Below are 21,744 nucleotides of genomic sequence, written 5' to 3'. Positions count from 1 at the left end.
CGTAGGTTGTGACGGAACAGTTCACGCCTCGGCCGAGAGACGGATCTTCCCCATGAGCGACCCCGCGACGACGCCCGGACCCGCGCACCAGGACATCGACACCTCGGTGCCGCATTCGGCCCGGATCTGGAACTACTGGCTGGGCGGCAAGGACAACTACCCCGTCGACGAGCAGGCCGGTGACGCCTACACGGCCGTCTTCCCCGGCATCGTCACCATCGCCCGCAGCAGCCGCGCCTTCCTGCGCCGCAACATCACCCATCTGGTCGCCGAGGCCGGCATCCGCCAGTTCCTGGACGTCGGGACGGGCCTGCCCACCGCGGACAACACCCACGAGGTCGCCCAGCGGATCGCCCCGGAGTCCCGGATCGTCTACGTCGACAACGACCCGATGGTCCTGGCGCACGCCCGGGCCCTGCTCACCTCCACCCCCGAGGGGGCGACGGCCTACATCGACTCGGACGTGCACGATCCGGACCGCATCCTGGCGGCGGCCGCGGACACGCTCGACCTCGGCCGTCCCGTCGCGCTCGTCCTGAGCAACATCCTGGGCCACATCCCCGACCACGACGTGGCGCGCTCCGTCGTCACCCGGCTGATGGACGCCCTGCCCCCGGGCAGCTATCTGTCCGTCAACGACGGCTCGCGGGGCGTCGACCCGGACTTCGAGCAGGCGCAGGACGCCTACAACAGGAGCGGCGCCGCGCCGTACGTGCTGCGGAGCGTGGAGGAGATCACGGCGTTCTTCGACGGGCTGGAGCTCGTGGAGCCCGGAGTCGTGCCGGTCACCCTCTGGCGCCCCGACGGCCTCTCCCCCGCCCCCGAGCCCATCGGTGAGCACGGCGGCCTCGCCCGCAAGCCGTGATCCCCTCGGCCGGCCGCCGCCCGCTCCCCCACCGCACGGCCGCACCGGTCCGGACGGGCGGCCGGGCGGTGGCCGCGTCGGCGGTGGTGACCGCGGGACTGCTGGCCTTCCCCGGGGCGGTGCCCAACTCCGTCGGGCGGGCGGGCAGTCTGCTGGAGACGTTCCTGCCGTGGCTCGGCCTGGTGGTCGTGGTGCTGCTCGGCCTGGCGCTGCTGCGGCGTTCGGCCCTGGCGCTGGTGGCCGTGCTGCTGCCGGTAGCCGCCTGGACGCACCACTTCGGCGGGCTCCTGCTGCCCGCGGCGCCGGGCGGCGGTGACGACCTGCTCGTGGTGCAGCACAACGTCGGCGACGAGAACCCCGATCCCGCCGGCACGGCCCGCGCCCTGGCCGCCGCCGGGGCCGACCTCGTCGCGCTGGAGGAACTGGTTCCCCGGGCGCTGCCGGTGTACGAGAGGACCCTCGCCGCCCGGTATCCGTACCACACGGTCCGGGGCACCGTCGGGCTCTGGTCACGGCATCCGCTGGCCGAGACCGGGCCGGTGGACATCAGGCCGCGCGGGATCACGGAGCCCTGGAACCGCGGGCTGCGGGCGGTGGTCCGCACGCCGCACGGCGAGATCGCCGTGTACGTCGCCCACCTGCCGTCGGTGCGCGTCGGGGCGGGCGGACTCGCGTCGTCGTGGCGCGACGAGAGCGCCCGACTGCTGGGCGAGGCCGTCGGCGCCGAGGAACGGGAGAGGGTGCTCGTGCTCGGCGACCTCAACGGCACGGCCGACGACCGCGGGCTGCGCCCGCTGACCGCCCGCCTGGACACCGCGGAACGCGGATTCGCCCTCAGCTTCCCGGCCGGCTTCCCGCTCGTCGGGATCGACCAGGTCATGGCCCGGTCGGCGACGGTCCGTCACCTCCGCGCCCTGCCCGCCACCGGAAGCGACCACCTGCCGGTCGTCGCCGGGATCACCCTCTGAGCGGGCGCACGCGAAAACCCCCGCCCCCGGTATCCGGGGACGGGGGTTCGCACTGGAGCGCCGGGCAGGCCTTGCACCTGCATTTCCCCGCAGGAAGCGGGACGTCTTGCCTTAGACGACCAACGCACGGACATCCACCGGGTGGTGGCTGGACGACCTGGGAAGACTCTAGCGCAGCCGCCCGGAGGGCGCACATCAGAACCGTCGGCGACGGGCATCGGCCGGGCAGGACGGGCATCGGCCAGGAAGGCGGCCCGGTGCCCGGCAGGGTGAGGAGCCTCGAGGGCGGCGCCCGTCCGGGTGACGGGCCCGGACGATCCCGCTTTCCTTTTTGCTTTTCCTTTACGATCCGGGAACTGCTCCCGGCCCGGGAGCGTTCAACCTGACGGGCCGTGACGCGAGAACGATCGCGGACCACGACCGATACGCAGCAACCGATACGCAGCAGAAGCCGAGGTGGCACGAGTGGCGATGTGGGACCGGATCAAGGACCAGGCCAAGACGCTCCAGCAGTCCCAGGGCGCGCGGGGAACGGGCGGGCACGGGCAGGGACAGGGGCAGCAGGCGTTCGGCCGGCCGGGCCCGTCGTCCTCCGGCGGCTCCAAGGCTCAGCTGATCGGGCTGTTCAAGACCCAGCTCGCGTCGGTCAGGACGGAGCTCAAGAGCGGCGCCTACCGGGACGCGAGCATGGCCATGTGCGCGCTGGTGGCGGCGGCCGACGGACAGGTCGAACCGGCGGAGCGGCAGCGGGTGGAGGAGCTCATCGTCTCCAACGAGGTCCTGCAGAACTTCCCCGCGGACCAGCTCCGGCAGCGGTTCAACCAGCACGTGGACCGGCTTCTGGGCAACTTCGAGGCGGGCAGGGCCGAGGCGTTGCAGGTGATCGCCAAGGCCGCCAAGAAGCCCGCGGAGGCCCGGGCGGTCGTCCAGACCGGCATGGTCGTCGCCGGTGCGGACGGGGTCTTCGAGCCGGCCGAGCAGTACGCGGTGCGCGAGGCGTGCACCGCACTGGGGCTGAATCCCTCGGAGTTCGGCGTCTGAGGCCTCTCCCCGGGGCGCAGCGCGCCGCGCCGCGGGGTCAGCTGTCGTAGTCGACGGTCAGCGTGTCGGAGACCGGGTAGGACTGGCAGGTCAGGATGTATCCGGCGTCGACCTCGGCCGGTTCGAGGGCGTAGTTGCGCCGCATGTCCGCCGTGCCGTCGGTGACCTGGGCGCGGCAGGTGCCGCAGACGCCGCCCTTGCAGGCGAACGGCAGGTCGGGCCGCGTCCGCTGGGCGCCGTCGAGGATGGTCCGCCCCCGGGGGAGGGCGGCGGTGGTGGAGCGGCCGTCCAGGGTGACGGTGACCTCGCTGACCGGGCCTTCGGGGCCGGCCTCCTCGTGGTGGACCTCGCGGACGGGCTCGTCGTCGGCGAAGAACAGCTCCCGGTGCACGCGCTCGGCGGGCACGCCGAGGCCGGCCAGGACCCGCTGGGCGTCGAGGACCATGCCCTGGGGGCCGCACAGCCACCAGTGGCCGACGGCCTGGACGTCGACGAGGGCGTCGACGAGCGCCGTGAGCCGTTCGGCGTCCAGGCGGCCGGAGAGCACCTCGGCCTCCCGGGGCTCGCGGGAGAGGACGTGGGCGAGCTGGAAGCGGGCGGGGTGCAGGTCCTTCAGATCGGCCAGCTCGTCGGCGAACATGACGGTGTCGGTGCGGCGGTTGCCGTAGAAGAGGGTGACGGTGGAGCGGTCGTCGGCGGCCAGTACCGACTCGGCGATGGACAGCATCGGCGTGATGCCCGAGCCCGCGGCGATCAGTACGTGGTGTCCGGCCGTGGTGAGGTCGGGGGTGAACAGGCCGGTCGGGGCCATCACCTCGACCGTGTCGCCGGGGCGCACCTCGTCGACGAGCCATGACGAGAACAGCCCTCCGGGCACGGCGCGGACGCCGATGCGCGGCGCCGAACCGGCCGGTGAGCAGATGGAGTAGGAGCGGCGCTCGTCGCGGCCGTCGATGACACGCCGCAGGGTGAGCGACTGTCCCGGGGCGAAGGCGAACTCGTCGGCCAGTTCGTCCGGTATGTCGAAGGTGACGGCGACCGCGTCCGCGCACAGCCGCTGGACGGCGGCGACCCGCAGAGGGTGGAAGGCCGGACGGCGGCGGACGCGTGCCGGGGCGGCCGGGGCGCGGGAGGCCGAGGCGGGGACGGTCGGGGCCATCAGATCTCCTTGACGTGCTCGAACGGTTCGCGGCAGGCCCGGCAGCGCCACAGCGCCTTGCAGGTTGTGGCGGCGAAACGGGAGGTCTCCTCGGTGTCCGCCGCCCCGCACCGGGGGCAGGGCACCGTGCGCCGGGTGGGCGACAGCACGAGGGGCACCGGGCCGCGGGGGGCGGCGCCGGGCGGGGAGATGCCGTGCTCGGTGAGCTTGCGGCGGCCCTCGTCCGTGATCCAGTCGCTGCTCCAGGGCGGGTCGAGGACCGTACGGATCTCCACCCGCGTGTACCCCGCGTCCCGCAGCCGTGCGGCGACGTCCGCCCGCATCTCGGCCATGGCGGGGCAGCCGGAGTAGGTGGGGGTCAGGCTCGCGACGACCGTGCCGTCCTCGGTCGTCTCGACGTCGCGCAGCACGCCGAGGTCGGCGAGGGTCAGCATGGGCAGCTCGGGATCCGGCACCCGCTCGGCTATGCGCCGGGCGTGCCGGGCGTCCGCGGCGGTGCTCACCACGTCGCCTCCGGGTGGGCGCGGGCCACGCTCTGCAGCTCGGTGAGCAGCGGCGCGAGATGTTCGGTGTGCTCGCCGTCGCGGCCGGAGCCGGGCAGCGGCCGGTACACGGGCAGGGGCAGTCCGGCCGCCTCGGTGACCTGCCGCAGGACACCGGTGAGCTCGTCGCGCGCGTCGTACGCGGCGTGCAGCTCGCCGAGGTAGGGGGCGACCTGTTCCAGGGCCGTGCGCATCCTGCGGCGGGACTCGTCGGTGCCGTCGCCGAGGCGTACGGCCCACTCGGCGGCGTACTGCCGGTGGTAGGCCAGTTCCTTGACGCCCTTGGCGGCGACGGCCGCGAGGACCGGGTCCGGGTGGGACACGAGGCGCTCGAAGTGCGCGAGCCGCCAGGCGGAGAGGACCAGCAGCCGGGCGATGGCGAACGCGAAGTCGCCGCGCGGCAGTTCGGCCAGGCGGACGTTGCGGAAATCGGCGGCGTCGCGGAAGTAGGCGTAGGCGTCCTCGGTGCGGCCGGTGCCGTCGGCCCGGCCGGCGCGGGAGTAGAGCAGGCGGGCCTGGCCGAGGAGGTCGAGGCCGATGTTGGCCAGCGCCACCTCCTCCTCCAGCTCGGGCGCGCGGGTGACCCACTCGGCGAGCCGCTGTGCCGAGACGAGGGCGTCGTCGGCGAGCGCGACGCACAGGGCGGCCAGCTCACCTGCGTCGACGCCCTCGGGCACGGTGGTGTCCACGCCGTGCAGAGGGTTCTCGAAGCCGGTTCCGTAGGCCCAGCGGGTGTCGTCCTCGTGTCCCTCGGCCAGGGTCAGGTAGACGTGGTCGTCACTCATTCCCTGCTCCTAGATGTGGGGGACGTCGTCGGGGATGTCGTAGAAGGTCGGGTGGCGGTAGACCTTGTCGGCGCTGGGGGCGAAGAAGGGATCTTTCTCGTCGCGGGTGGAGGCGGCGATGTGCTCGGAGCGCACGACCCAGATGCTGACGCCCTCGTTGCGCCGGGTGTAGAGGTCGCGGGCGTGGGTGAGGGCCATCGCGTCGTCGGCGGCGTGCAGCGAGCCGACGTGGACGTGGTTGAGGCCGCGCTTGCCGCGCACGAACACCTCGTACAGCGGCCAGTCCTGCTTCGCGGGGGTCATGCCGCCGCTCCCTTCTCCGCGCGGGCGGCCTGCTTGGCGGCGTGGGCGGTGGCCGCCTCGCGCACCCAGGCGCCCTCCTCGTGTGCCGTCCGCCGCCGCCGGATCCGCTGCTCGTTGCAGGGGCCGTCGCCCTGGATGACCCGCATCAGCTCGTCCCAGTCGGGGGTGCCGAAGTCGTGGTGTCCGCGCTCCGCGTTCCAGCGCAGCTCCGGATCGGGCAGGGTGACGCCGAGCTTCTCGGCCTGCGGGACCGTCATGTCGACGAAGCGCCGGCGCAGTTCGTCGTTGCTGTGCCGCTTGATCTTCCAGGCCATCGACCGCGCCGAGTTGGGCGAGGCGTCGTCGGGCGGGCCGAACATCATCAGGGACGGCCACCACCAGCGGTCCACCGCGTCCTGCACCATCTCGCGCTGTGCGTCGGTGCCGCGCATCATCGTCATCAGCAGCTCGTAGCCCTGCCGCTGGTGGAACGACTCCTCCTTGCAGATGCGCACCATCGCGCGCGCGTACGGCCCGTAGGAGCTGCGGCACAGCGGCACCTGGTTGCAGATCGCCGCGCCGTCCACGAACCAGCCGATCACGCCGACGTCGGCGAAGCTCAGCGTCGGGTAGTTGAAGATCGAGGAGTACTTCTGGCGGCCCTCGATCAGCCGCTCGGTGAGGTCGGCGCGGTCCGCGCCGAGGGTCTCCGCCGCCGAGTACAGGTAGAGCCCGTGGCCGGCCTCGTCCTGGACCTTGGCGAACAGGATCGCCTTGCGCCGCAGCGACGGGGCGCGGGTGATCCACTCGCCCTCCGGCTGCATGCCGATGATCTCCGAGTGCGCGTGCTGGGCGATCTGCCGGATCAGTGTCTTCCGGTACCCGTCCGGCATCCAGTCGCGCGGCTCGATCCGCTGGTCGTGCGCGATCGTCGCGTCGAAGTGCTCCTGCAGCCCCTCGGGGGGCGGCGCCTCGGCGGTGTGTGTCGTGATCATCGATACCAGCTTCCCCAACCGACCATTCGTTCGGCACCAGTCTGACGCGTCCGCCCCGGCCGGGCAAGACCCGGAACCGGCCGTCACCCCTCCGGGGAGCGGGACACGGGGGCTGCCCCTCGACAGGCCGCAGCACGACCGGATCACCGAGCCGTGGCGCACGGTTGCCGAATGCCCGGTCGGCAGACAAGGCGGTGGCGGGCCGGACACAGCCCGTGGGCCGTCCGCGGCGGACACGCAGCCCGCCGCGGACGAGGCGTCCGGGACGACGACGAAGGGGACGTGAGGGACAGCGGGCCGACGACCGCCGCGCCGGCGGCCGGACCGCGGGCGGGGAACCGATCGCATCACCGCGCACTCAGGCGGACCGGTGCCGGGGGAGGGAGATCCGGGCCCGGCCGAGGACCGGTGATCACCGCTTCCGACCGGGTCGGTACAGTCGGCGCCGTGAACGACGCACAGAACGCGGTCCGGCGCGGCGTCCGGCCGGCGCGAGGCGGTCCGGCATGACGCCGGAGGCGATGGCGGCGGTGTTCACCGCGGGTCTGGGGGCCGGCGCGGTGAACAGCGTCGTCGGCTCCGGAACGCTGATCACGTTTCCCGTACTGCTGGCCGCCGGTCTGCCTCCCGTCACGGCGACGGTGTCCAACGCCCTCGGCCTCATCCCCGGTTCCGTCAGCGGCGCCATCGGCTACCGCGAGGAGTTGCGCGGCCAGCGCCGGCGCGTCCTGAAGCTGAGCGCAGGCGCCCTGCTCGGCGGACTCGCGGGGGCCACCCTGCTGCTCTCCCTGCCCGCCGACGCGTTCGAGACGATCGTGCCGGTGCTGGTCTCCCTCGCCCTCGTGCTGGTGGCGTTCCAGCCCCGGCTCGGCGCCCTGGTGCGCCGGCGACGGGAACGGGCCGGCCGCACCGCCCGTCGCGACGGCGGTCCGCTGCTGTTCGGCGGTCTGACGCTGGCCAGCGTCTACGGCGGCTACTTCGCCGCCGCGCAGGGCATCGTCTACCTCTCCTTGATGGGCATGCTTCTCGACGAGCCGTTGCAGCGCCTGAACGCCGTGAAGAACGTCCTGTCGGCCGTCGTCAACACCGTCGCCGCGCTCTTCTTCCTCTTCGCGGCGCGCTTCGACTGGACGGCCGTCGTGCTCATCGCGGCCGGGTCGGCGCTCGGCGGGCATCTCGGTGCCAGGGTGGGCCGCCGCTTCAGCTCCGCGGTCCTGCGGGCCGTCGTCGTGACGATCGGCACCGTCGCGCTCGTCCAGCTGCTGCTGCGCTGACCGGGCCCGGCCCCACGGCCGCAGGGCGCGAGAACGGCCGAGGCTCTGCGGGGCGGGCGACGTCCGACGCCGCCCGGTGACGCACCGCGGTGTCACGCGGTGTCGCGGGGCGGGGACATCGCCCAGCGGATCCCGGCGGTCACGGCCGTGCCGAGCGGGCGCACCAGGAGCTTCTCGGCCGGGGCCGCCCGCGGCAGCCGCAGAGCCCGTGCGGCCCATCGCGGCAGCAGGGAGACCGCGTTGGCGGCGATCACGCCGTACGGGAGGCGCGCCAGGAGCGGCAGGGGCGGGTCGAGCAGCAGGAACCGGGCGGTGTCCCGTGCCTCGTCGCCGGCCCGGAGCTCGCCGCGGTAGGCGTCCAGCCGCTCGGTGAGTCCGGCGCGGTCGACGGGCGGGTCGGGCACCCCGAGCGCCGTGGCGACGCGCGCCATGTCGGCCACGTAGCCGTCGCACCCCTCGTCGTCCAGGGGCCGGGCGCCGTAGCGCTGGTGGGCGCGCAGGAAGCTGTCGACCTCCGCGACGTGCACCCAGCACAGCAGGTGCGGATCGGCGGCCGAGTACGCCCGGCCCTCGGAGGTGGTGCCGCGCACCGTCCCGTGGACGGCCCGTACCCGGTCGCAGGCCTTCTGGGCGCTGTCGGCCGTGCCGAAGGTGGTGACGGCCAGGAAGGTACTGGTCCGCTGCAGCCGTCCCCAGGGGTCGCCGCGGAATCCGGAGTGGGCGGACACGGCCGCCATGGCCAGGGGGTGGAGCGACTGGAGCAGCAGGGCGGACAGACCGCCGATGAACATCGAGGCGTCCCCGTGCACCCGCCTGACCGGCCGGTCGGGACCGAACCACCGGGGGCCGGGCGTGCCGTGGATGCGGGCACGGTTGTCCCGGCCGTCCGGCCCCGCCACCCTGGAGAAGATCATGTCCCCGAGCCGGGCACGCGGGCCGGGGAGGGGGTTTGCCGGGGGAAGTCTCATGACTGCCGAGCCCTCCTTGGTCTGCCGGGGCCGGACGGACCTCAGAAGTACGTGTGCCCGGGCCGGCACGGAGGAGACATCGGTTCGCCCGCCCCCGGATCCGGGTGGGCTCAGGCGCAGCCCCAGGCCGACATCCCCTGGATGCGGGCCAGGCGCTCGGCCACCTTGATCTGCTCCGCGCGGGTGGCGAGGTCCGCGCGCGGCGCGTACCGGAGGCCGCCGGCCGCCGCCCAGCTCGACTGCGCGAACTGCAGGCCGCCGTAGTAGCCGTTGCCGGTGTTCGCCTGCCAGTTGCCGCTGGACTCGCACGCGGCGATGGCGTCCCAGTCGGTTCGGTGGGGAGCCGAGGACGAGGCCGTCGCCTGGGTGGCCGTGCCGAGTACGGCGGCGGCGGTCAGCGCCACCAGGGCCGTCGGGATGCCGTGGCCGCGCACGCCACGCTTCGCGCTCACATGAGCATGTCGTCTACAGATCATACCGAGACTGTTACCCCAGGTGACGGCGGGACGTCGTGCAGGCCGTCGCCCTCTTGCGCCGGACGGAGCAGGCAGAACCCCCGCTCGTGGCACTCGGCACCGCCGTCGCGGCACACCGTCTCCGTGCGGGGCGCCGTACATGCGCCCTCGCCCGTGCGGAGAACCCCGCGGACGTCCCCCGGCCGGACGACGGGGCCCGGCCGCGCCTCGGTCCGCGCCCACGGTTTCGCGATGACCTCGGTCTCACCCGGCACCCGGCCGGGGCACCCGCCGGCCGCCGCGCGGGCACCCCGCGAGCGTCACGCCCGGTGTCCCGCGCGGCAGTGCCTCACGCCCACAGCTCACCGCTCTCGCACACCCGGGCACCCATGTTGCGCTGCATCATGCGCAGCGCGGCGTCCGCGAGGTCGGCGTGGATGTGGGCGACCGCGTCCCGCGGCACGACGACGTCGAGGTGGCGGATGTGGGCGTCGAGTGCCGAGTAGAGCACGCACTGCTCGGTCACCTGTCCGGTGAGCACGAGACGGTCGATGCCCTGCTCGTGGAGCAGGTAGGTCAGCGGGGTCTCGAAGAAGATCGAATGGCGGGCCTTGACCACGAAGAGGGAGGAGTCGTCGGGCCGCAGCGGCTCGACGAGCCGGGCGTGCGGCCCCGACAGGGCCTTGTCGAGGATCTCCCCGTGGTGCGAGCGCCACTCGCCGAAATTGTCGTTGACGTAGATCACGGGGACGCCCCTGTCCCGTGCCCGTCGCAGCAGGCCGGTCAGCACCGGCACCACGGACTCCGCGGACGGGAGCAACTGTTCGGCGTCCTTGTGGTCGTAAGTGTTGATCATGTCGATGACGATCAGTGCGGTCTTGCCCATGCCGTCCAGGTTGCCACCGGGAAGCGGACGAACCGTTCCGCCGGGCCGGTGGCGGGGCGGAACGCGCGGCGGGATCACTGCCACGCCCGGTCCGGGAGCTCTCGGTCCAAAAGCTCCCGCCCGGCCCGGGGCTCCGGGACCCACGGCGCCGGCCCCGTGCCCTCGCTCCACGCCCGCAGCCCCGCCCGGTCCACGCACACTATGCCGCACCGCCGCGCGTAGTCGGCGGCGGGCGCGGTGAAGTCGCTGCTGGTGACGAGGACCGCCACGTCCGCCCCGTGGACGGTGAAACAGGTGCCGCCGAAGCGCTGCAGTTCCTCGGAGCCGACCTTGTTGTCCTCGCCGTAGCGCTTGCACTGGATGACGACACGCCGGCCGTCCGGGGTCAGTGCCAGCACGTCGGCGCCGAGGTCGCCGGCCCCGCCCACCACCTCCACCTCGGCGCACCCGTCCCGTACGCACAGGTCGGCTATGGCCTGCTCGAACTCGTCCGGGGTCAGTGCGTCGTGGTCGGTGACCACCACCGCGGCGGACCGGTCGCAGGGCACGGCCGGCGGCGCCGGTTCCGCGGGGCGCTCCGCGTCCAGCGCGTCGAGCGCCGTGGCCGTGGCCTGCTCCAGGGCGTCCGTGGTGCGGCGGGCCAGCCTCGCGGCCGAGACGCGGTTCCGTCCCCGCCGGCCGATGACGACGGCCACGGCCACCCCCAGCGACAGGAGCACGGCCCACGCGGGACGCCGCTCGGCGACGCCGAACGCCATGCGCGCCACCAGCCCGACGAGGCCGAGACCGAGGGCGGCGAGCCCGAAGAACATGGCGGTCGCGCGCAGATCGAAACGGCGGCCGGTGGGCATGCGGCGTGCAGGGTGCTCCGGCGCTGTCACGGCTGGGCCCTCCTCGAAAAGTCAATACGAAGATCACACTTACGTCTGCCCTCGGCCGCACAGGTCACGCGCCGCGAACACCCCACGAGAACCCGGCACATGACACGCCGTCGGACGGCTCATCACTCCCGCATGCCGACTTGTCGGGCATAACGTGTCCAATATGAAGAAAAGCCATGTCGTGTACCTGGTGTGCACCGCAGCGTTGGTCGGAACGGGTCTGGGCGCGGCCCCGGCGGGCTCCGTCCACAGGACCCATGTGGTCCACCCCGGAGAATCGATCCAGAAGGCGGTGGACGCCGCCGAGGCGGGCGACACCGTCCTCGTCACCGCCGGCACCTACCACGAGAGCGTCAAGGTGAGCACCCCCGGGCTCACCCTGCGCGGCACGGGCCGGCACACGGTCATCCGGCCGGGCACCGAGAAGGCCGCCGGCACCTGCGCCGAGGGCGGCAACGGCGTCTGCGTGGTCGGCACCAAGGACAAGAAAGTCAAGGGCGTCACCGTCGCCGACCTGACGGTGACCGGCTTCACCCGCACCGGCGTGTACTCGGTGGCCACCGACGGGCTGACCGTCCGCAACGTGACCGCCGTGAAGAACGGTGTCTGGGGAATCGCCCAGGAAAGCTCGGTCCACGGCTTCTTCCTCGGCAACACCGCCGAGGACAACGGCGACGCGGGCATCTTCCTCGCCAACACGATCACGGCCGAGGAAGGCGCCCAGGACACCGAGGGCACCGTCGTCGCGCGCAACCGGCTCGAGGGCAACCGGATCGGCGTCACCGTCCGGCGGCTGCGCAACCTCGCCGTCGAGGACAACCACGTCACGGGCAACTGCGCGGGCGTGTTCGTCGTCGGTGACGAGAACACCCCCAAGACCGGTGACCTCGTGGTCCGTGACAACCACGTCGTCCGCAACAACAAGTCCTGCCCGAAGACCGAGCGGCTGCCCGCCCTGCAGGGCTCCGGCATCGTCCTGACCGGCACCGAGAAGGTCCTGGTCGCGGACAACACCGTCGAGGGCAACGCCGGCACCTCCCCGCTGTCCGGCGGCATCGTCCTGTTCAAGAGCTTCGTGGGCGTCACCGGCGAGAAGAACGAGGTCGACGGCAACAGGCTGCGCGACAACGCGCCCGCCGACCTGGTCAGTACGGAGGCCGCCGGGAGCAACACCTTCAGCGGCAACTCGTGCCGGGCGTCCGAGCCCGCGGGACTGTGCTGACCACCGAGCCGTAGCCCCGTGTTCCGAAGAAGGCCCACGGGCCGAAGAAGGAAGGAAAGCGGCACATGACGACCGCACAGACCGTCCCTCCCCCGCCGATGCGGCTGAGGGAGCTCGTGTTCGGGGCGGCGTGTGCCGCCGCCCTGCGCGCCGCCGCCCGGCTCGGTGTCGCCGACGCGCTCGGCGACACCCCGATGACCGCGGAGGACCTCGCGGCCGCGGTGAAGACCGAGCCCCGGCCGCTGCGCCGGCTGCTGCGCGCCCTGACCTGTCACGGCGTCTTCGCCGAGCACCAGGACGGCACGTTCGCCCACACCGACATGTCACGGCTGCTGCGCGAGGACGACCCGCACAGCCTGCGCTACATCACCCTGTGGTGCACCGAGCCGTGGACGTGGGACGCCTGGCCCCGGCTCGACGAGGCGGTGCGCACCGGCCGCAACGTCGTCGAGGACCTGTACGGCAAGGAGTTCTTCACCTACCTCAACGAGGACGCCCCCCAGTCCGCCGAGGTCTTCAACCGCGCCATGACGACCTCCAGCCGGCAGTCGGCCGAGGACGTCGCCGCGTTCCTCGACCTGTCGGGGAGCGCGTCGGTGGCGGACATCGGCGGCGGCCAGGGGCACGTGGTGGCGAGCCTGCTGGAGAAGTACCCGTCGATGCACGGCACCCTGCTCGACCTGCCGCGGGTGGTGGAGAACGCCGACCCCCGGCTGCGCGCGGGCGGTTCGCTCGCGGACCGGGTACGCATCGTGCCGGGTGACTGCCGCGAGTCCGTCCCCGTGCGGGCCGACGTGTACATCATCAAGAACATCCTGGAGTGGGACGACGACAGCACCGCCCGCGCCCTGCGCAACGTCAAGGAGGCGGGCGGCCCGGGCGCACGCGTCGTGGTCATCGAGAACCTCGTGGACGACACGCCCTCCATGCGGTTCAGCACCGCCATGGACCTGCTGCTGCTGCTCAACGTCGGAGGCGCCAAGCACACCGCCGACAGCATGACCGGCCGGCTGACCGACGCGGGCCTCGTCATCGGCGACATCCGCCCGGTCAATCCCTATCTGCACGCGTTCGACTGCACCGTGCCCGAGTAGACCGGCCTCGGGCGCCCAGCACACCGGCCGCCGGACCGCGCGTGTCGCGGTCCGGCGGCCGATGCGGTTCGCCGCCTTGGTGCCGTCTCAGTCGCCGGGTGAACGGCGGTCGGTGACGGGGGTCATGCGCGCCTGCCGGAGGGCCTCGGCCAGGCCGCCGTCCCCCTCCCCGCCGAAAGCGTCCACGAGCGTCGTGAGTTCGGCGGCCTGACCGGTGTCGGGCAGGCCCAGGGCCACCGCCGGGTCACAGGCGTCGAGCCCGCCGCGTACGTCGATCAGCCGGACCACGATGTCGTCGCGCTGGAAGATCGTGCTGCGCAGGACCGGACTGCCGGGGTCGTCCGCCGCCGCCTCGTCCCGCTGGGCGAGCAGCCGGGCCAGCCGCGTGCCGCAGCCCGGACGCGCCGGGTACGACAGAGCGTGGCGCTCCGCGGCCGGCTCCTCCCGCCCCGCCGTCACATGGTGGACGGCGGGCAGCGCGGCCCGGGTGTAGAAGACCCGGGCCGACTCGGGGTCGCTCAGGTCCCGGTCCTGCTCCAGGTACGGGTTGACGGCCTCCTCGACGGCCCGGACCTCGGGCTGCCGGGCGACGTGCCGCAGTGCGGCGAGCAGGTCGCCGCGTACCTCGATGGCCCGCACCACCCGGTTGCCGTGCATGAACAGGGAGGTGCGCAGCAGCCGGGTGCCGCCGTCTACCTGCGGTTCGGGGGCGGCGTAGTCGGCGAGGATCCTGGCGACGGTCTCCTCGCTGCCCGGCTCCACCGTGAACGTGAGCGCGTGCCGGATCACGCCGTCGCCGACACGGGGAGACGTCTGCAGACCGCCCCTGCCGCTCTCGGCGGCGGCCGCCGGGGCGCCGGTCTCGCGGACGACGTGGAAGCGGAGCGACCTGGTGTCGCGGACGCAGCTGTGCAGCGGTCTCACCATCCGCACGTGCTCCTCGCTGCTCACCCAGTCGAGGAACGGCGGGGCGCTCTCCCACTCGCTGGTGATGAGCCACTGGGAGGGGTTCTCGATGGACTGGCACAGCTGCTCGCTCACGTGCCCGGGGACGGACTCGACGTGGCTGCGCAACTGCTCGTACGTCTCGAGGAACTGCTGCTGCGCTCCGTCGTTGACGTCCACCAGCAGGACGACGCGAAGCCGGGAACCGTCGAACACGGACTGGGAGACGCGGTGCGGCACCGGTCGCGTCAGCGGTTCGGGAGCGGGAGTGGTCATGGTCATCCTGCGCACATCTCCTTCGCGGGGGCGGGGCTGAACGTCAGAAGCGGTGATGCGACGCCGGCGTGCCTCGATCCTGTGACCGCCCCCGGGTCCGCGCGAGCCGTGTGCACTGCGCGGGTGACCGGCGCGGCCGGGGCCCGGAACCGGGTCAGGCGAGGTGTGCGAAGACCACCAGGTTGTCGGTGTAGTCCTTGATCTTGCGGTCGTACTCTCCCGCGCAGGTGATGAGCCGTACCTCGGGGCGGTCCGCGTCACCGTAGACGCGGTCGCTGGGGAAGTTGTCCTTGTCGAAGGTCTCCAGGCTGTCGACCACGAAGGACGCCGTGCGGCCGTCGGCCCGTTCGACGTGGAAGACGTCGCCCGCCTCCAGCTGGTCGAGGCGGGCGAAGACGGCGGCGGACGTCGAGGTGTCCACGTGCCCGGCGATGATCGAGGTGCCGGTCTCCCCGGGGGAGGCTCCCTCGGCGTACCACCCGACGAGGTTGGTGTCGTCGGGCGGCGGGGGCTGGAGCTGTCTGTTCGCGCCGATGGCGAGGTCGGTGAAGGGGGCGTCGACGGAGATCTCGGGGATCAGCAGGCGTACGGGCCGTGAGCGGGGCAGGTCCGCGGCCGGGTCCGTCACTGCCGGGGCCGTCGTGGCCGGGGCCGACGCACCGGCCCGCGGGGAGGCCGGAGGAGGGGAGGAGTCGGCCGGCGTGCCGCGGCCGCCGAGCAGGTTCATCGCCAGGACCAGGAGGGCGACGGCACACAGCACGATCAGGCCGCTGCGGGAGCCCTGGCCGGTCTGGGAGGACGGGTCACCGGCGGGGGAGGAAGGGGGGGCTGCCATCGAGGACCACCTCACTAGAGCGCGGCAGCGGGGCGGGGGTGGACGGGACGCGAGCCGGGCCGCCACGCGGTGTGCGGGTGGCGGCCCGACTGCTATCGCGCCCGGCATGGCTCAGACCGTTCCCTGAGCCGACTTCCTGCGTCGCACGGCGTACAGACCGGTTGCGGCCACGGCCAGGACGGCGAGCCCGCCGGCGGTCGTCCCCGACTGGGAGAGCCCGCCGCCACCGGTGTGCATGCCGCCGTGGGGCCGCTCCCGCTCGTCGCCGCCCCGCGAACGGTCACCCTCGTCGCCGCCCCGCGAACGGTCACCCTCGTCGCCGCCCTGCGAACGGCCGCCCTCGTCGCCGCCCCGCGAACGGCCGCCCTCGTCGCCGCCGGAACCGCCCCAGTCGCCCTCGTTCGCGACGGTCAGCGCACCGCCGCCCGTGTGCATGCCGCCGCGCGGCCCGTCGTGCTTGCCTCCGTGGTCCTGCTCCTTGCTGTAGGAAGAGTCTTCGTGGTTCCAGTCGCCACCGTCCGCGTAGGCGCCGGGGGCGCCGAGGACGAGGACGGCCGAGGCCGCCGCTGTGGTCAGAAGGGTGCGGGCAGAGCGCATCTGAGGTTCCTTCCGTCACGGCCGGGCAGCTGGTGCTTCGTCAGCTGAGGGGACCCGGCCCCGACGTGAATCACCGTCAGCCAGCCTTCCCGCTTCCACCACTCAAGGCGCTCACGCGGGTGAACACCCGCCTCCCAGCGGGTCCGGCGGGCGGCCTCGGCCGGCTCTCCCCGTCAGCGCCGGGCGACCGCTCCAGCAGTGGCCCACCGGTTCCCGCAGGCGCCGGGCCGGTACGGGCGGCGCCGGTCGCCGACCGGACGGGCCGTCGGGCCTGACGGCCCGCCAGGTGGGCCGCTACAGGCCGGGATGCGTGCCCGATCGGGCCGGCCCCGGCCCCGGTACCGGCCTCGGCACTCGGTCAGTCGCCGAGCCGCACCGCGGCCGTGGTGCGTTTGCCGACCGGTTCCCGGTGCACCTCGAAGGTCTGGCAGACGGCCATGACGATCTCCAGCCCGTGCCGGCCGACCCGGTCCGGGTCCGGGGCCCCGGGCACGGGCAGCACCGGGTCGCTGTCCCACACGGTCACCTCGACCTGCCCCTCGCCCAGCTCCAGATCGACCAGGGAGGGGCCGGGCGCGTACTTGCAGGCGTTCGTCAGCAGCTCACTGACCACCAGCTGCACCACGTCCATCGCGCGGTCGGACACCACGAGCCCCTGAGCGGTCCGCGCACGCGCCAGGAAACCTCGGGCCAGCTCCCGGCCGCGGGCGATGTCACCAGGTCTGCCCTCGTACTCCGCTGAAGCCCTGGCCAGCGCTTCTCCTCGCCGGTTCCCCTCGCGGGCAGCCCCGTTCATCCGATCCGCCCTCTTCCCGAGCCTTGACCGCTACGCCGGCCGTCTACCCCGGAACCCGGGAAACATCGGACATCGGCGCATCCGGCCACGGCCGTCGGACCGGGGCCGGGCCGGGACGCGCGGGGCCGCCCGCCCGGAGATCAGCCGCCCAGGGCGCCGAGGACGACGTCCTTGGCCTCGTCCTGCACCTGCCGGAGGTGGTCCGGGCCGAGGAACGACTCGCCGTAGATCTTGTAGACGTCCTCGGTGCCCGAGGGGCGCGCCGCGAACCAGGCGTTCTCCGTGGTGACCTTGATGCCGCCGATGGCCGCGCCGTTGCCCGGCGCCTCGGTGAGCACGGCGGTGACCGGTTCGCCCGCGAGGGTGTCGGCGGTGACCTGGGCCGGGGACAGCTTGGCCAGGCGGGCCTTCTCCTCGCGGGTCGCGGGGGCGTCGATGCGGGCGTAGGCGGGCTCGCCGAAGCGGGCGGTGAGGGCGGCGTAGTGCTCGGAGGGGGTCCTGCCGGTGACGGCGGTGATCTCGGAGGCGAGCAGGGCCAGGATGATGCCGTCCTTGTCCGTGGTCCACACGGAGCCGTCCCGGCGCAGGAAGGAGGCGCCGGCGGACTCCTCGCCGCCGAAGCCGAGCGTGCCGTCGACCAGTCCGTCCACGAACCACTTGAACCCGACGGGCACCTCGACCAGCCGCCTGCCGAGGTCGGCGGCGACCCGGTCGATCATGCCGGAGGACACCAGTGTCTTGCCCACGCCCGCGTCGGCGGGCCACTCGGTGCGGTGGGCGTACAGGTAGTGGATGGCGGTGGCCAGGTAGTGGTTGGGGTTCATCAGCCCGGCGTCGGGGGTGACGATGCCGTGCCGGTCGGCGTCGGCGTCGTTGCCGGTGGCGATGGTGAAGCGGTCGCGCTGCCCGATGAGGGAGGCCATCGCGTGCGGCGACGAGCAGTCCATGCGGATCTTGCCGTCCCAGTCCAGCGTCATGAAGCGCCAGGTGGGGTCGGTGAGCGGGTTGACGACGGTGAGGTCGAGGCGGTGCTGCTCGGCGATCCGGCCCCAGTAGGCGACGGAGGCCCCGCCCAGCGGGTCGGCGCCGATGCGCACCCCGGCGGACCGGATCGCGTCGAGGTCCAGGACGCTCGGCAGGTCGGAGACGTACGCACCGAGGAAGTCGTAGCGGCCGGTGCCGGGCGCGGCGAGCGCCTGGGCGTGGGGGACGCGCCGGACGTCCTTCAGGCCGGCCGCGATGATCTCGTTGGCCCGGTCCTGGATCCAGGACGTCGCGTCCGAGCCGGCGGGGCCGCCGTTCGGCGGGTTGTACTTGAAGCCGCCGTCGGCCGGCGGGTTGTGCGAGGGGGTGACGACCACGCCGTCGGCGAGGCCCGAGGTGCGGCCCCGGTTGTGGGCGAGGATGGCGTGGGAGACGGCCGGGGTGGGGGTGTAGCCGTCGGCGGTGTCGATGAGGACGGTGACGTCGTTGGCCGCGAACACCTCCAGCGCGGTGATCCTCGCCGGTTCGGACAGGGCGTGGGTGTCGGCGCCGAGGAAGAGCGGGCCGGTGGTGCCCTGGGCCGCGCGGTACTCGCAGATGGCCTGGCTGGTCGCGGCGATGTGGTCCTCGTTGAACGCCGTCGCAAGGGACGACCCGCGGTGCCCGGACGTGCCGAAGGCGACCCGCTGCCCGGGCTCGGCGGGGTCCGGGTGCAGGGCGTAGTAGGACGTCACCAGCCGGGCGACGTCGATCAGGTCCTCGGGGCCGGCCGGCTGTCCGGCTCGCTCGTGCTGCATGCGCCCACTCCTCCGCTTCGGTCAGGCATTCGCTCGCCGTCCTATCTTCCCCTGCCGGGGCGGCGGGCGGTCCTTCAGTACCTGGAGAGGTCTCCGCGCCGTGCCGGGTCAGGCAGCGTGCACGCCGGGAGGCGGCGCGCCGGCGAGGGCGGTGCCACCGGGTCCTTCGGTGCCGTGCCCGCTCCGCCGGGCGGTCGGTCCCCGTCCGGCGGAGCGGCTCGCGGGGTGTCCGCGGGCGCCCTCGCGGCGGGTGTCAGATCCGGCCGCCGGTGAGCCGGGTGAGCGGGCCGTGCGTGTGCCGGCCCGCGCGGCGGCCCATCGCGTAGGAGGCCGCGCTCAGCGCGGTCAGGCCGGCGCCCACGCCGGCGGCAACGAGGCGGCGCTGCGCGATGACCGTCCACGCCGTCCTCGCCGTGGTGGCGACGTGGCCCGTGGTGGTGACGACCGCCCGGCGTCCGGCCTCGACGCCCTGCGCCGCCGTCTGCACCGCCCCGTTCGCGGCCCGGGCCGAGCGTTCGGCCCCCGCCCTCGCCGCTGACGCGGCGTCAGCGGCCTTGCCCCCGGCGGTCTTCGCGGCGCGCGAGGCGGGTGCCGTCGCGCGGTCCGCGGCGCCACGGGCCTTGGTCCCGGCCGTCCGGGTGGTGTCGGAGTTCTGGTTCGTGTCCTTGCTCGGATCGCTCATGGAGAGCGCCTTGCCTGTCGCTTCGGCGGCAAACACGCGCCGCGCCCGGCCGGCGCCCCGGCGACACGGCGAACGGGAGCAGCCGGGCGTCGAGGCCCGCTGCTCCCGGTGTGTTTCGGGTGGCTGCGCTCAGTCGCGGTCGACGTGCTCGCGCAGGATCTTGCCGTTCGTGGCGTCGACGTCGACGGTCGTCTTGTCCCAGGTGTCGGTCGACACGACGTCGACGGCCCACACGGCCTTCTGGTCCTTGTCGCCGAGCTCGACGTGGGTGACGGTGCCCTTGGTCTTGTCCGTGGCCGCCTTCACCGCCTGCTGCGGGGTCTGCGTGGCCTTCTTCAGCAGGTCGGCGGTCTTCTTCTTGTCGTCTGCGTCCTGGTCGTCGTCGACCTGGGTGCGGAAGACCTTGCCGCTGACCGCGTCGATGTCGACCCGGTGCACGGTGCCGTCGGAGGCGGCGACCTTGGCCTCCCACTCGGGGGCGCCCGCGCTGGGCGCGGCGTTCGGGGTGCTCGGCATCGGCGAGCCCGTGGGCGACGCGGTCGCCTCGGACGAGGTCCTCTTCAGTTCGAGGTCGACGAGCTTGCCGCCGGACACCTCCTTGACGGCGGTGTCGGCGGCCTTGTCCCAGGTCACCTTGGCCAGCGGGACCAGGGCCTTGCGGTCGGCCTCGTCCTCGTTCAGCGAGGGGGAGGTGGGGGAGGCGGAGGTGGGGGAGGCGGATTCGGAGACCGAGGCGGAACCCGACGGAGAACCCGTGGGTGCCGCCTCGGCGACACTCGAGCGTGTCGTGTCGGCATTGGTACAGGCCGTCATCAGCAGTACGGAACTGCCCAGGGCGCACAGCACGGCCATCGAACGCATGGGGGGAAGTCGTCGCGCAGAGCTCATGTCCCTCTCCGTAACCGTTCGGCCCTTTTGTCATACCGGTTGGGGGGAGAAGACACCCGAATGGCCGGAACGTCCGGCTCTGTGAACGGTCTCCCGGCTCCACCGCGCGCGGCCGTGCGCGCCGTCCGAGGAGGCCGCCCGGGTCAGCCGTGCGGCGGCAGGGCGTCGAGCACGGCGCGGTGGACGGCGCGGGCCAGCCGGGCGCCCCACTCGGAACGCGGCCCGGCGAAGGCATGCACCTGCGCGCCGGGAAACGGGGCGCGGGCAGCCACGCACACCGCGTCGGTGGGGGTGCCGGAGCAGTCGTAGCCCGCCTCCAGCAGTGCCTGCACCTTGGCCTCGGTCGCCGTGACGACGGTGTTGACCAGCGCGGCGTCGCTCAGGGCCACCGGCAGGACGGCGACGATGTTGATCGTGCCCGGCACCGGCGTCGCCGTGCCGGTCTCCTGCGGCGCGGCCGCCCATCCGCGTACCGAGACGCCCGCGGTCACGGCGGCTTCCGCACCGCCGTCCCCGGCGAGGCCGAGGGCGCGGACGTCGGCGGCGGTCATCATCCCCATGCCGCGGCCCTCGGCTCCGGCGGCGCGGGCCAGACCGGCGAGGTGGCGTGCGGGGTCGGTGCGCCGGTAGCCGTGCGCCACCTGGGCGTTGAGCACCCACGCGCAGTCCGCGATCCCGCCGCCGAGCACCGCGCTGCCGGCCATCCGCCAGCCGGGTCCGAGTCGCCACAGCAGGGCGTGCAGCCGTTCGCCGTCCTCCTCGCGCGTCAGGTGCTCCGGGGCGAGCAGGCGGGGCGGCCCGGTTCGGGGCGGGGGGAGGAGGGCGGACACCGGTCGGGGCTCCTTGCCGGTTCGGAGACGGACCGGACGATCGTACGCGGCGCCGGCGAGGGGGCCGCCGGGCCCTCGGCGGCAGGGCTCGTACCGGGGCCGTCCGGACACGGGGACCACCGCGTGCCGGGACGCCGCGCCTCCCCGCCCGGCGGTGGTGCCGTCGCCGCGCATTGCGGACCGGCTCCGGGGCACGTTCACTGAAGACACTTCGCCGTCAGGCGTCAGATCGGAGGCCACCACGATGCTGTCCCACACCCTGGAGCACGGAGTCCTCGTCATCACGGTGGACCAGGATCCGGGAATCGACGGACGGGCACTGCTGTCCACGCGCATCACCAACCTGGTCGACGCCCATCAGCCGGTTCCGGTCGTCATAGTCCTCGCCGAGGAGGCCTCCAGCGGTGCCGCGGTCAGTGCCGTGCTCCGGGCCCACCAGTGGTGCTCGCGCCTCGGAGTACTGATGAGCGTGGTCGCCCACAGCGCCCCCGTCCGGCGGCTGCTGGAGGACAACGCCGACACGTCCGGGCCGCGCCTGGTCGTCCACGCGAGGGTCGACACCGCCGTCACGACCGCGTTCACCGCGGCGGCGTAGCGCGGTACGCGGGCCCCGGACCGCGGTGCGGGACTGCGGCGCGGTCCGGGACGGCGGTCGATGTGCCGTTCCGGACCGCGCCGCGGCCGGTTTCCCGGCCGG

The 21,744-nt window shown here is 73.5% G+C and carries 24 protein-coding genes; 7 read left to right on the top strand and 17 right to left on the bottom strand.

Features of this window, described 5'->3' with window-relative positions:
* Window positions 1–52: 52 nt before the first annotated feature.
* The 3 genes from ACFYOJ_RS29500 to ACFYOJ_RS29490 all read left to right on the top strand — a co-directional run bounded on the left by ACFYOJ_RS29500 (window position 53) and on the right by ACFYOJ_RS29490 (window position 2,874).
* Window positions 53–865, top strand: a complete 813-nt coding sequence (locus tag ACFYOJ_RS29500; RefSeq protein ID WP_356556202.1) for an SAM-dependent methyltransferase — start codon at window positions 53–55, stop codon at window positions 863–865.
* On the top strand, window positions 862–1,833 hold the full coding sequence (locus tag ACFYOJ_RS29495) for an endonuclease/exonuclease/phosphatase family protein (RefSeq protein WP_388598233.1): 972 nt from the start codon (window positions 862–864) through the stop codon (window positions 1,831–1,833). The genes ACFYOJ_RS29500 and ACFYOJ_RS29495 overlap by 4 nt, the downstream gene beginning before the upstream one ends.
* Window positions 1,834–2,298: 465 nt before the next feature.
* Window positions 2,299–2,874 carry a TerB family tellurite resistance protein gene (locus ACFYOJ_RS29490; protein ID WP_356556203.1) on the top strand — a complete coding sequence of 192 codons (576 nt, stop codon included), beginning with the start codon at window positions 2,299–2,301 and terminating at the stop codon, window positions 2,872–2,874.
* A gap of 37 nt (window positions 2,875–2,911) precedes the next feature.
* Here ACFYOJ_RS29490 and paaE read toward each other — a convergent pair whose 3' ends face one another.
* Genes paaE through paaA form a run of 5 tightly spaced genes read right to left on the bottom strand, consistent with a single transcriptional unit; the run spans window position 2,912 to window position 6,637 of the window.
* Entirely contained in the window at window positions 2,912–4,033 is a 1,122-nt protein-coding gene (gene paaE, locus ACFYOJ_RS29485) for a 1,2-phenylacetyl-CoA epoxidase subunit PaaE (protein WP_356556205.1), read from the bottom strand.
* A complete protein-coding gene (paaD, locus tag ACFYOJ_RS29480) occupies window positions 4,033–4,539 on the bottom strand; it encodes a 1,2-phenylacetyl-CoA epoxidase subunit PaaD (RefSeq protein ID WP_356556207.1) in 507 nt (168 codons plus the stop codon). Before paaD ends, paaE begins: the two co-directional genes overlap by 1 nt.
* Complete coding sequence (gene paaC, locus ACFYOJ_RS29475; RefSeq protein ID WP_356556209.1) at window positions 4,533–5,360, bottom strand: 1,2-phenylacetyl-CoA epoxidase subunit PaaC; 828 nt, start codon at window positions 5,358–5,360, stop codon at window positions 4,533–4,535. Before paaC ends, paaD begins: the two co-directional genes overlap by 7 nt.
* Window positions 5,361–5,369: 9 nt before the next feature.
* A complete protein-coding gene (gene paaB, locus ACFYOJ_RS29470; protein WP_356556211.1) occupies window positions 5,370–5,663 on the bottom strand; it encodes a 1,2-phenylacetyl-CoA epoxidase subunit PaaB in 294 nt (97 codons plus the stop codon).
* Window positions 5,660–6,637: a 1,2-phenylacetyl-CoA epoxidase subunit PaaA gene (gene paaA / locus ACFYOJ_RS29465; RefSeq protein ID WP_356556213.1), complete on the bottom strand. Its 978-nt coding sequence runs from the start codon at window positions 6,635–6,637 to the stop codon at window positions 5,660–5,662. The genes paaB and paaA overlap by 4 nt, the downstream gene beginning before the upstream one ends.
* A gap of 506 nt (window positions 6,638–7,143) precedes the next feature.
* Between paaA and ACFYOJ_RS29460 the strand changes: the two genes are divergently transcribed.
* Window positions 7,144–7,911: a sulfite exporter TauE/SafE family protein gene (locus ACFYOJ_RS29460; RefSeq protein ID WP_356556215.1), complete on the top strand. Its 768-nt coding sequence runs from the start codon at window positions 7,144–7,146 to the stop codon at window positions 7,909–7,911.
* 92 nt (window positions 7,912–8,003) lie between these two features.
* On the opposite strand, the gene ACFYOJ_RS29455 is transcribed toward ACFYOJ_RS29460, so the two are convergent.
* The 4 genes from ACFYOJ_RS29455 to ACFYOJ_RS29440 form a co-directional block, all read right to left on the bottom strand.
* The gene (locus ACFYOJ_RS29455) at window positions 8,004–8,879 is read right to left on the bottom strand and encodes an oxygenase MpaB family protein (protein WP_356556217.1); all 876 of its coding nucleotides are present in this window, start codon (window positions 8,877–8,879) and stop codon (window positions 8,004–8,006) included.
* 110 nt (window positions 8,880–8,989) lie between these two features.
* The gene (locus ACFYOJ_RS29450) at window positions 8,990–9,355 is read right to left on the bottom strand and encodes a transglycosylase family protein (RefSeq protein WP_356556219.1); all 366 of its coding nucleotides are present in this window, start codon (window positions 9,353–9,355) and stop codon (window positions 8,990–8,992) included.
* A 328-nt stretch (window positions 9,356–9,683) separates the two neighbouring features.
* Window positions 9,684–10,220 carry an isochorismatase family cysteine hydrolase gene (locus ACFYOJ_RS29445; protein WP_356556221.1) on the bottom strand — a complete coding sequence of 179 codons (537 nt, stop codon included), beginning with the start codon at window positions 10,218–10,220 and terminating at the stop codon, window positions 9,684–9,686.
* A 74-nt stretch (window positions 10,221–10,294) separates the two neighbouring features.
* Window positions 10,295–11,101, bottom strand: a complete 807-nt coding sequence (locus ACFYOJ_RS29440) for a restriction endonuclease (protein ID WP_388598231.1) — start codon at window positions 11,099–11,101, stop codon at window positions 10,295–10,297.
* A gap of 163 nt (window positions 11,102–11,264) precedes the next feature.
* Here ACFYOJ_RS29440 and ACFYOJ_RS29435 point away from each other — a divergent pair, with 163 nt between their 5' ends.
* Window positions 11,265–12,323 (top strand): right-handed parallel beta-helix repeat-containing protein, encoded by a 1,059-nt coding sequence (locus ACFYOJ_RS29435; RefSeq protein ID WP_356556223.1) that lies wholly within the window; start codon window positions 11,265–11,267, stop codon window positions 12,321–12,323.
* A 65-nt stretch (window positions 12,324–12,388) separates the two neighbouring features.
* Window positions 12,389–13,417, top strand: coding sequence for a methyltransferase (locus ACFYOJ_RS29430; protein ID WP_356556225.1), 1,029 nt, complete (start codon window positions 12,389–12,391; stop codon window positions 13,415–13,417).
* 87 nt (window positions 13,418–13,504) lie between these two features.
* Here the strand turns inward: ACFYOJ_RS29430 and ACFYOJ_RS29425 are convergent, their stop codons facing one another.
* The 8 genes from ACFYOJ_RS29425 to ACFYOJ_RS29390 form a co-directional block, all read right to left on the bottom strand.
* The gene (locus ACFYOJ_RS29425; protein ID WP_356556227.1) at window positions 13,505–14,644 is read right to left on the bottom strand and encodes a SchA/CurD-like domain-containing protein; all 1,140 of its coding nucleotides are present in this window, start codon (window positions 14,642–14,644) and stop codon (window positions 13,505–13,507) included.
* 148 nt (window positions 14,645–14,792) lie between these two features.
* Complete coding sequence (locus tag ACFYOJ_RS29420) at window positions 14,793–15,473, bottom strand: class F sortase (protein ID WP_356556229.1); 681 nt, start codon at window positions 15,471–15,473, stop codon at window positions 14,793–14,795.
* A gap of 111 nt (window positions 15,474–15,584) precedes the next feature.
* Window positions 15,585–16,070: a hypothetical protein gene (locus ACFYOJ_RS29415; protein WP_388598227.1), complete on the bottom strand. Its 486-nt coding sequence runs from the start codon at window positions 16,068–16,070 to the stop codon at window positions 15,585–15,587.
* A 358-nt stretch (window positions 16,071–16,428) separates the two neighbouring features.
* Window positions 16,429–16,866 (bottom strand): ATP-binding protein, encoded by a 438-nt coding sequence (locus tag ACFYOJ_RS29410; protein WP_356556232.1) that lies wholly within the window; start codon window positions 16,864–16,866, stop codon window positions 16,429–16,431.
* A 140-nt stretch (window positions 16,867–17,006) separates the two neighbouring features.
* Window positions 17,007–18,647, bottom strand: a complete 1,641-nt coding sequence (gene pgm, locus ACFYOJ_RS29405) for a phosphoglucomutase (alpha-D-glucose-1,6-bisphosphate-dependent) (protein WP_356556234.1) — start codon at window positions 18,645–18,647, stop codon at window positions 17,007–17,009.
* A gap of 253 nt (window positions 18,648–18,900) precedes the next feature.
* Window positions 18,901–19,329, bottom strand: a complete 429-nt coding sequence (locus ACFYOJ_RS29400; protein ID WP_356556236.1) for a hypothetical protein — start codon at window positions 19,327–19,329, stop codon at window positions 18,901–18,903.
* A gap of 129 nt (window positions 19,330–19,458) precedes the next feature.
* Entirely contained in the window at window positions 19,459–20,217 is a 759-nt protein-coding gene (locus ACFYOJ_RS29395) for a PepSY domain-containing protein (RefSeq protein ID WP_356556238.1), read from the bottom strand.
* 143 nt (window positions 20,218–20,360) lie between these two features.
* Complete coding sequence (locus tag ACFYOJ_RS29390; RefSeq protein WP_356556240.1) at window positions 20,361–21,047, bottom strand: adenosylcobinamide amidohydrolase; 687 nt, start codon at window positions 21,045–21,047, stop codon at window positions 20,361–20,363.
* A gap of 244 nt (window positions 21,048–21,291) precedes the next feature.
* Here ACFYOJ_RS29390 and ACFYOJ_RS29385 point away from each other — a divergent pair, with 244 nt between their 5' ends.
* On the top strand, window positions 21,292–21,642 hold the full coding sequence (locus ACFYOJ_RS29385) for a hypothetical protein (RefSeq protein WP_356556241.1): 351 nt from the start codon (window positions 21,292–21,294) through the stop codon (window positions 21,640–21,642).
* Window positions 21,643–21,744 lie beyond the last annotated feature (102 nt).

This window comes from Streptomyces sp. NPDC006384 (assembly GCF_042870695.1).
GTDB lineage: Bacteria > Actinomycetota > Actinomycetes > Streptomycetales > Streptomycetaceae > Streptomyces.
Note: the sequence above shows the minus strand (reverse complement) of the source record. Positions and strands in the feature narration are given on the sequence as shown.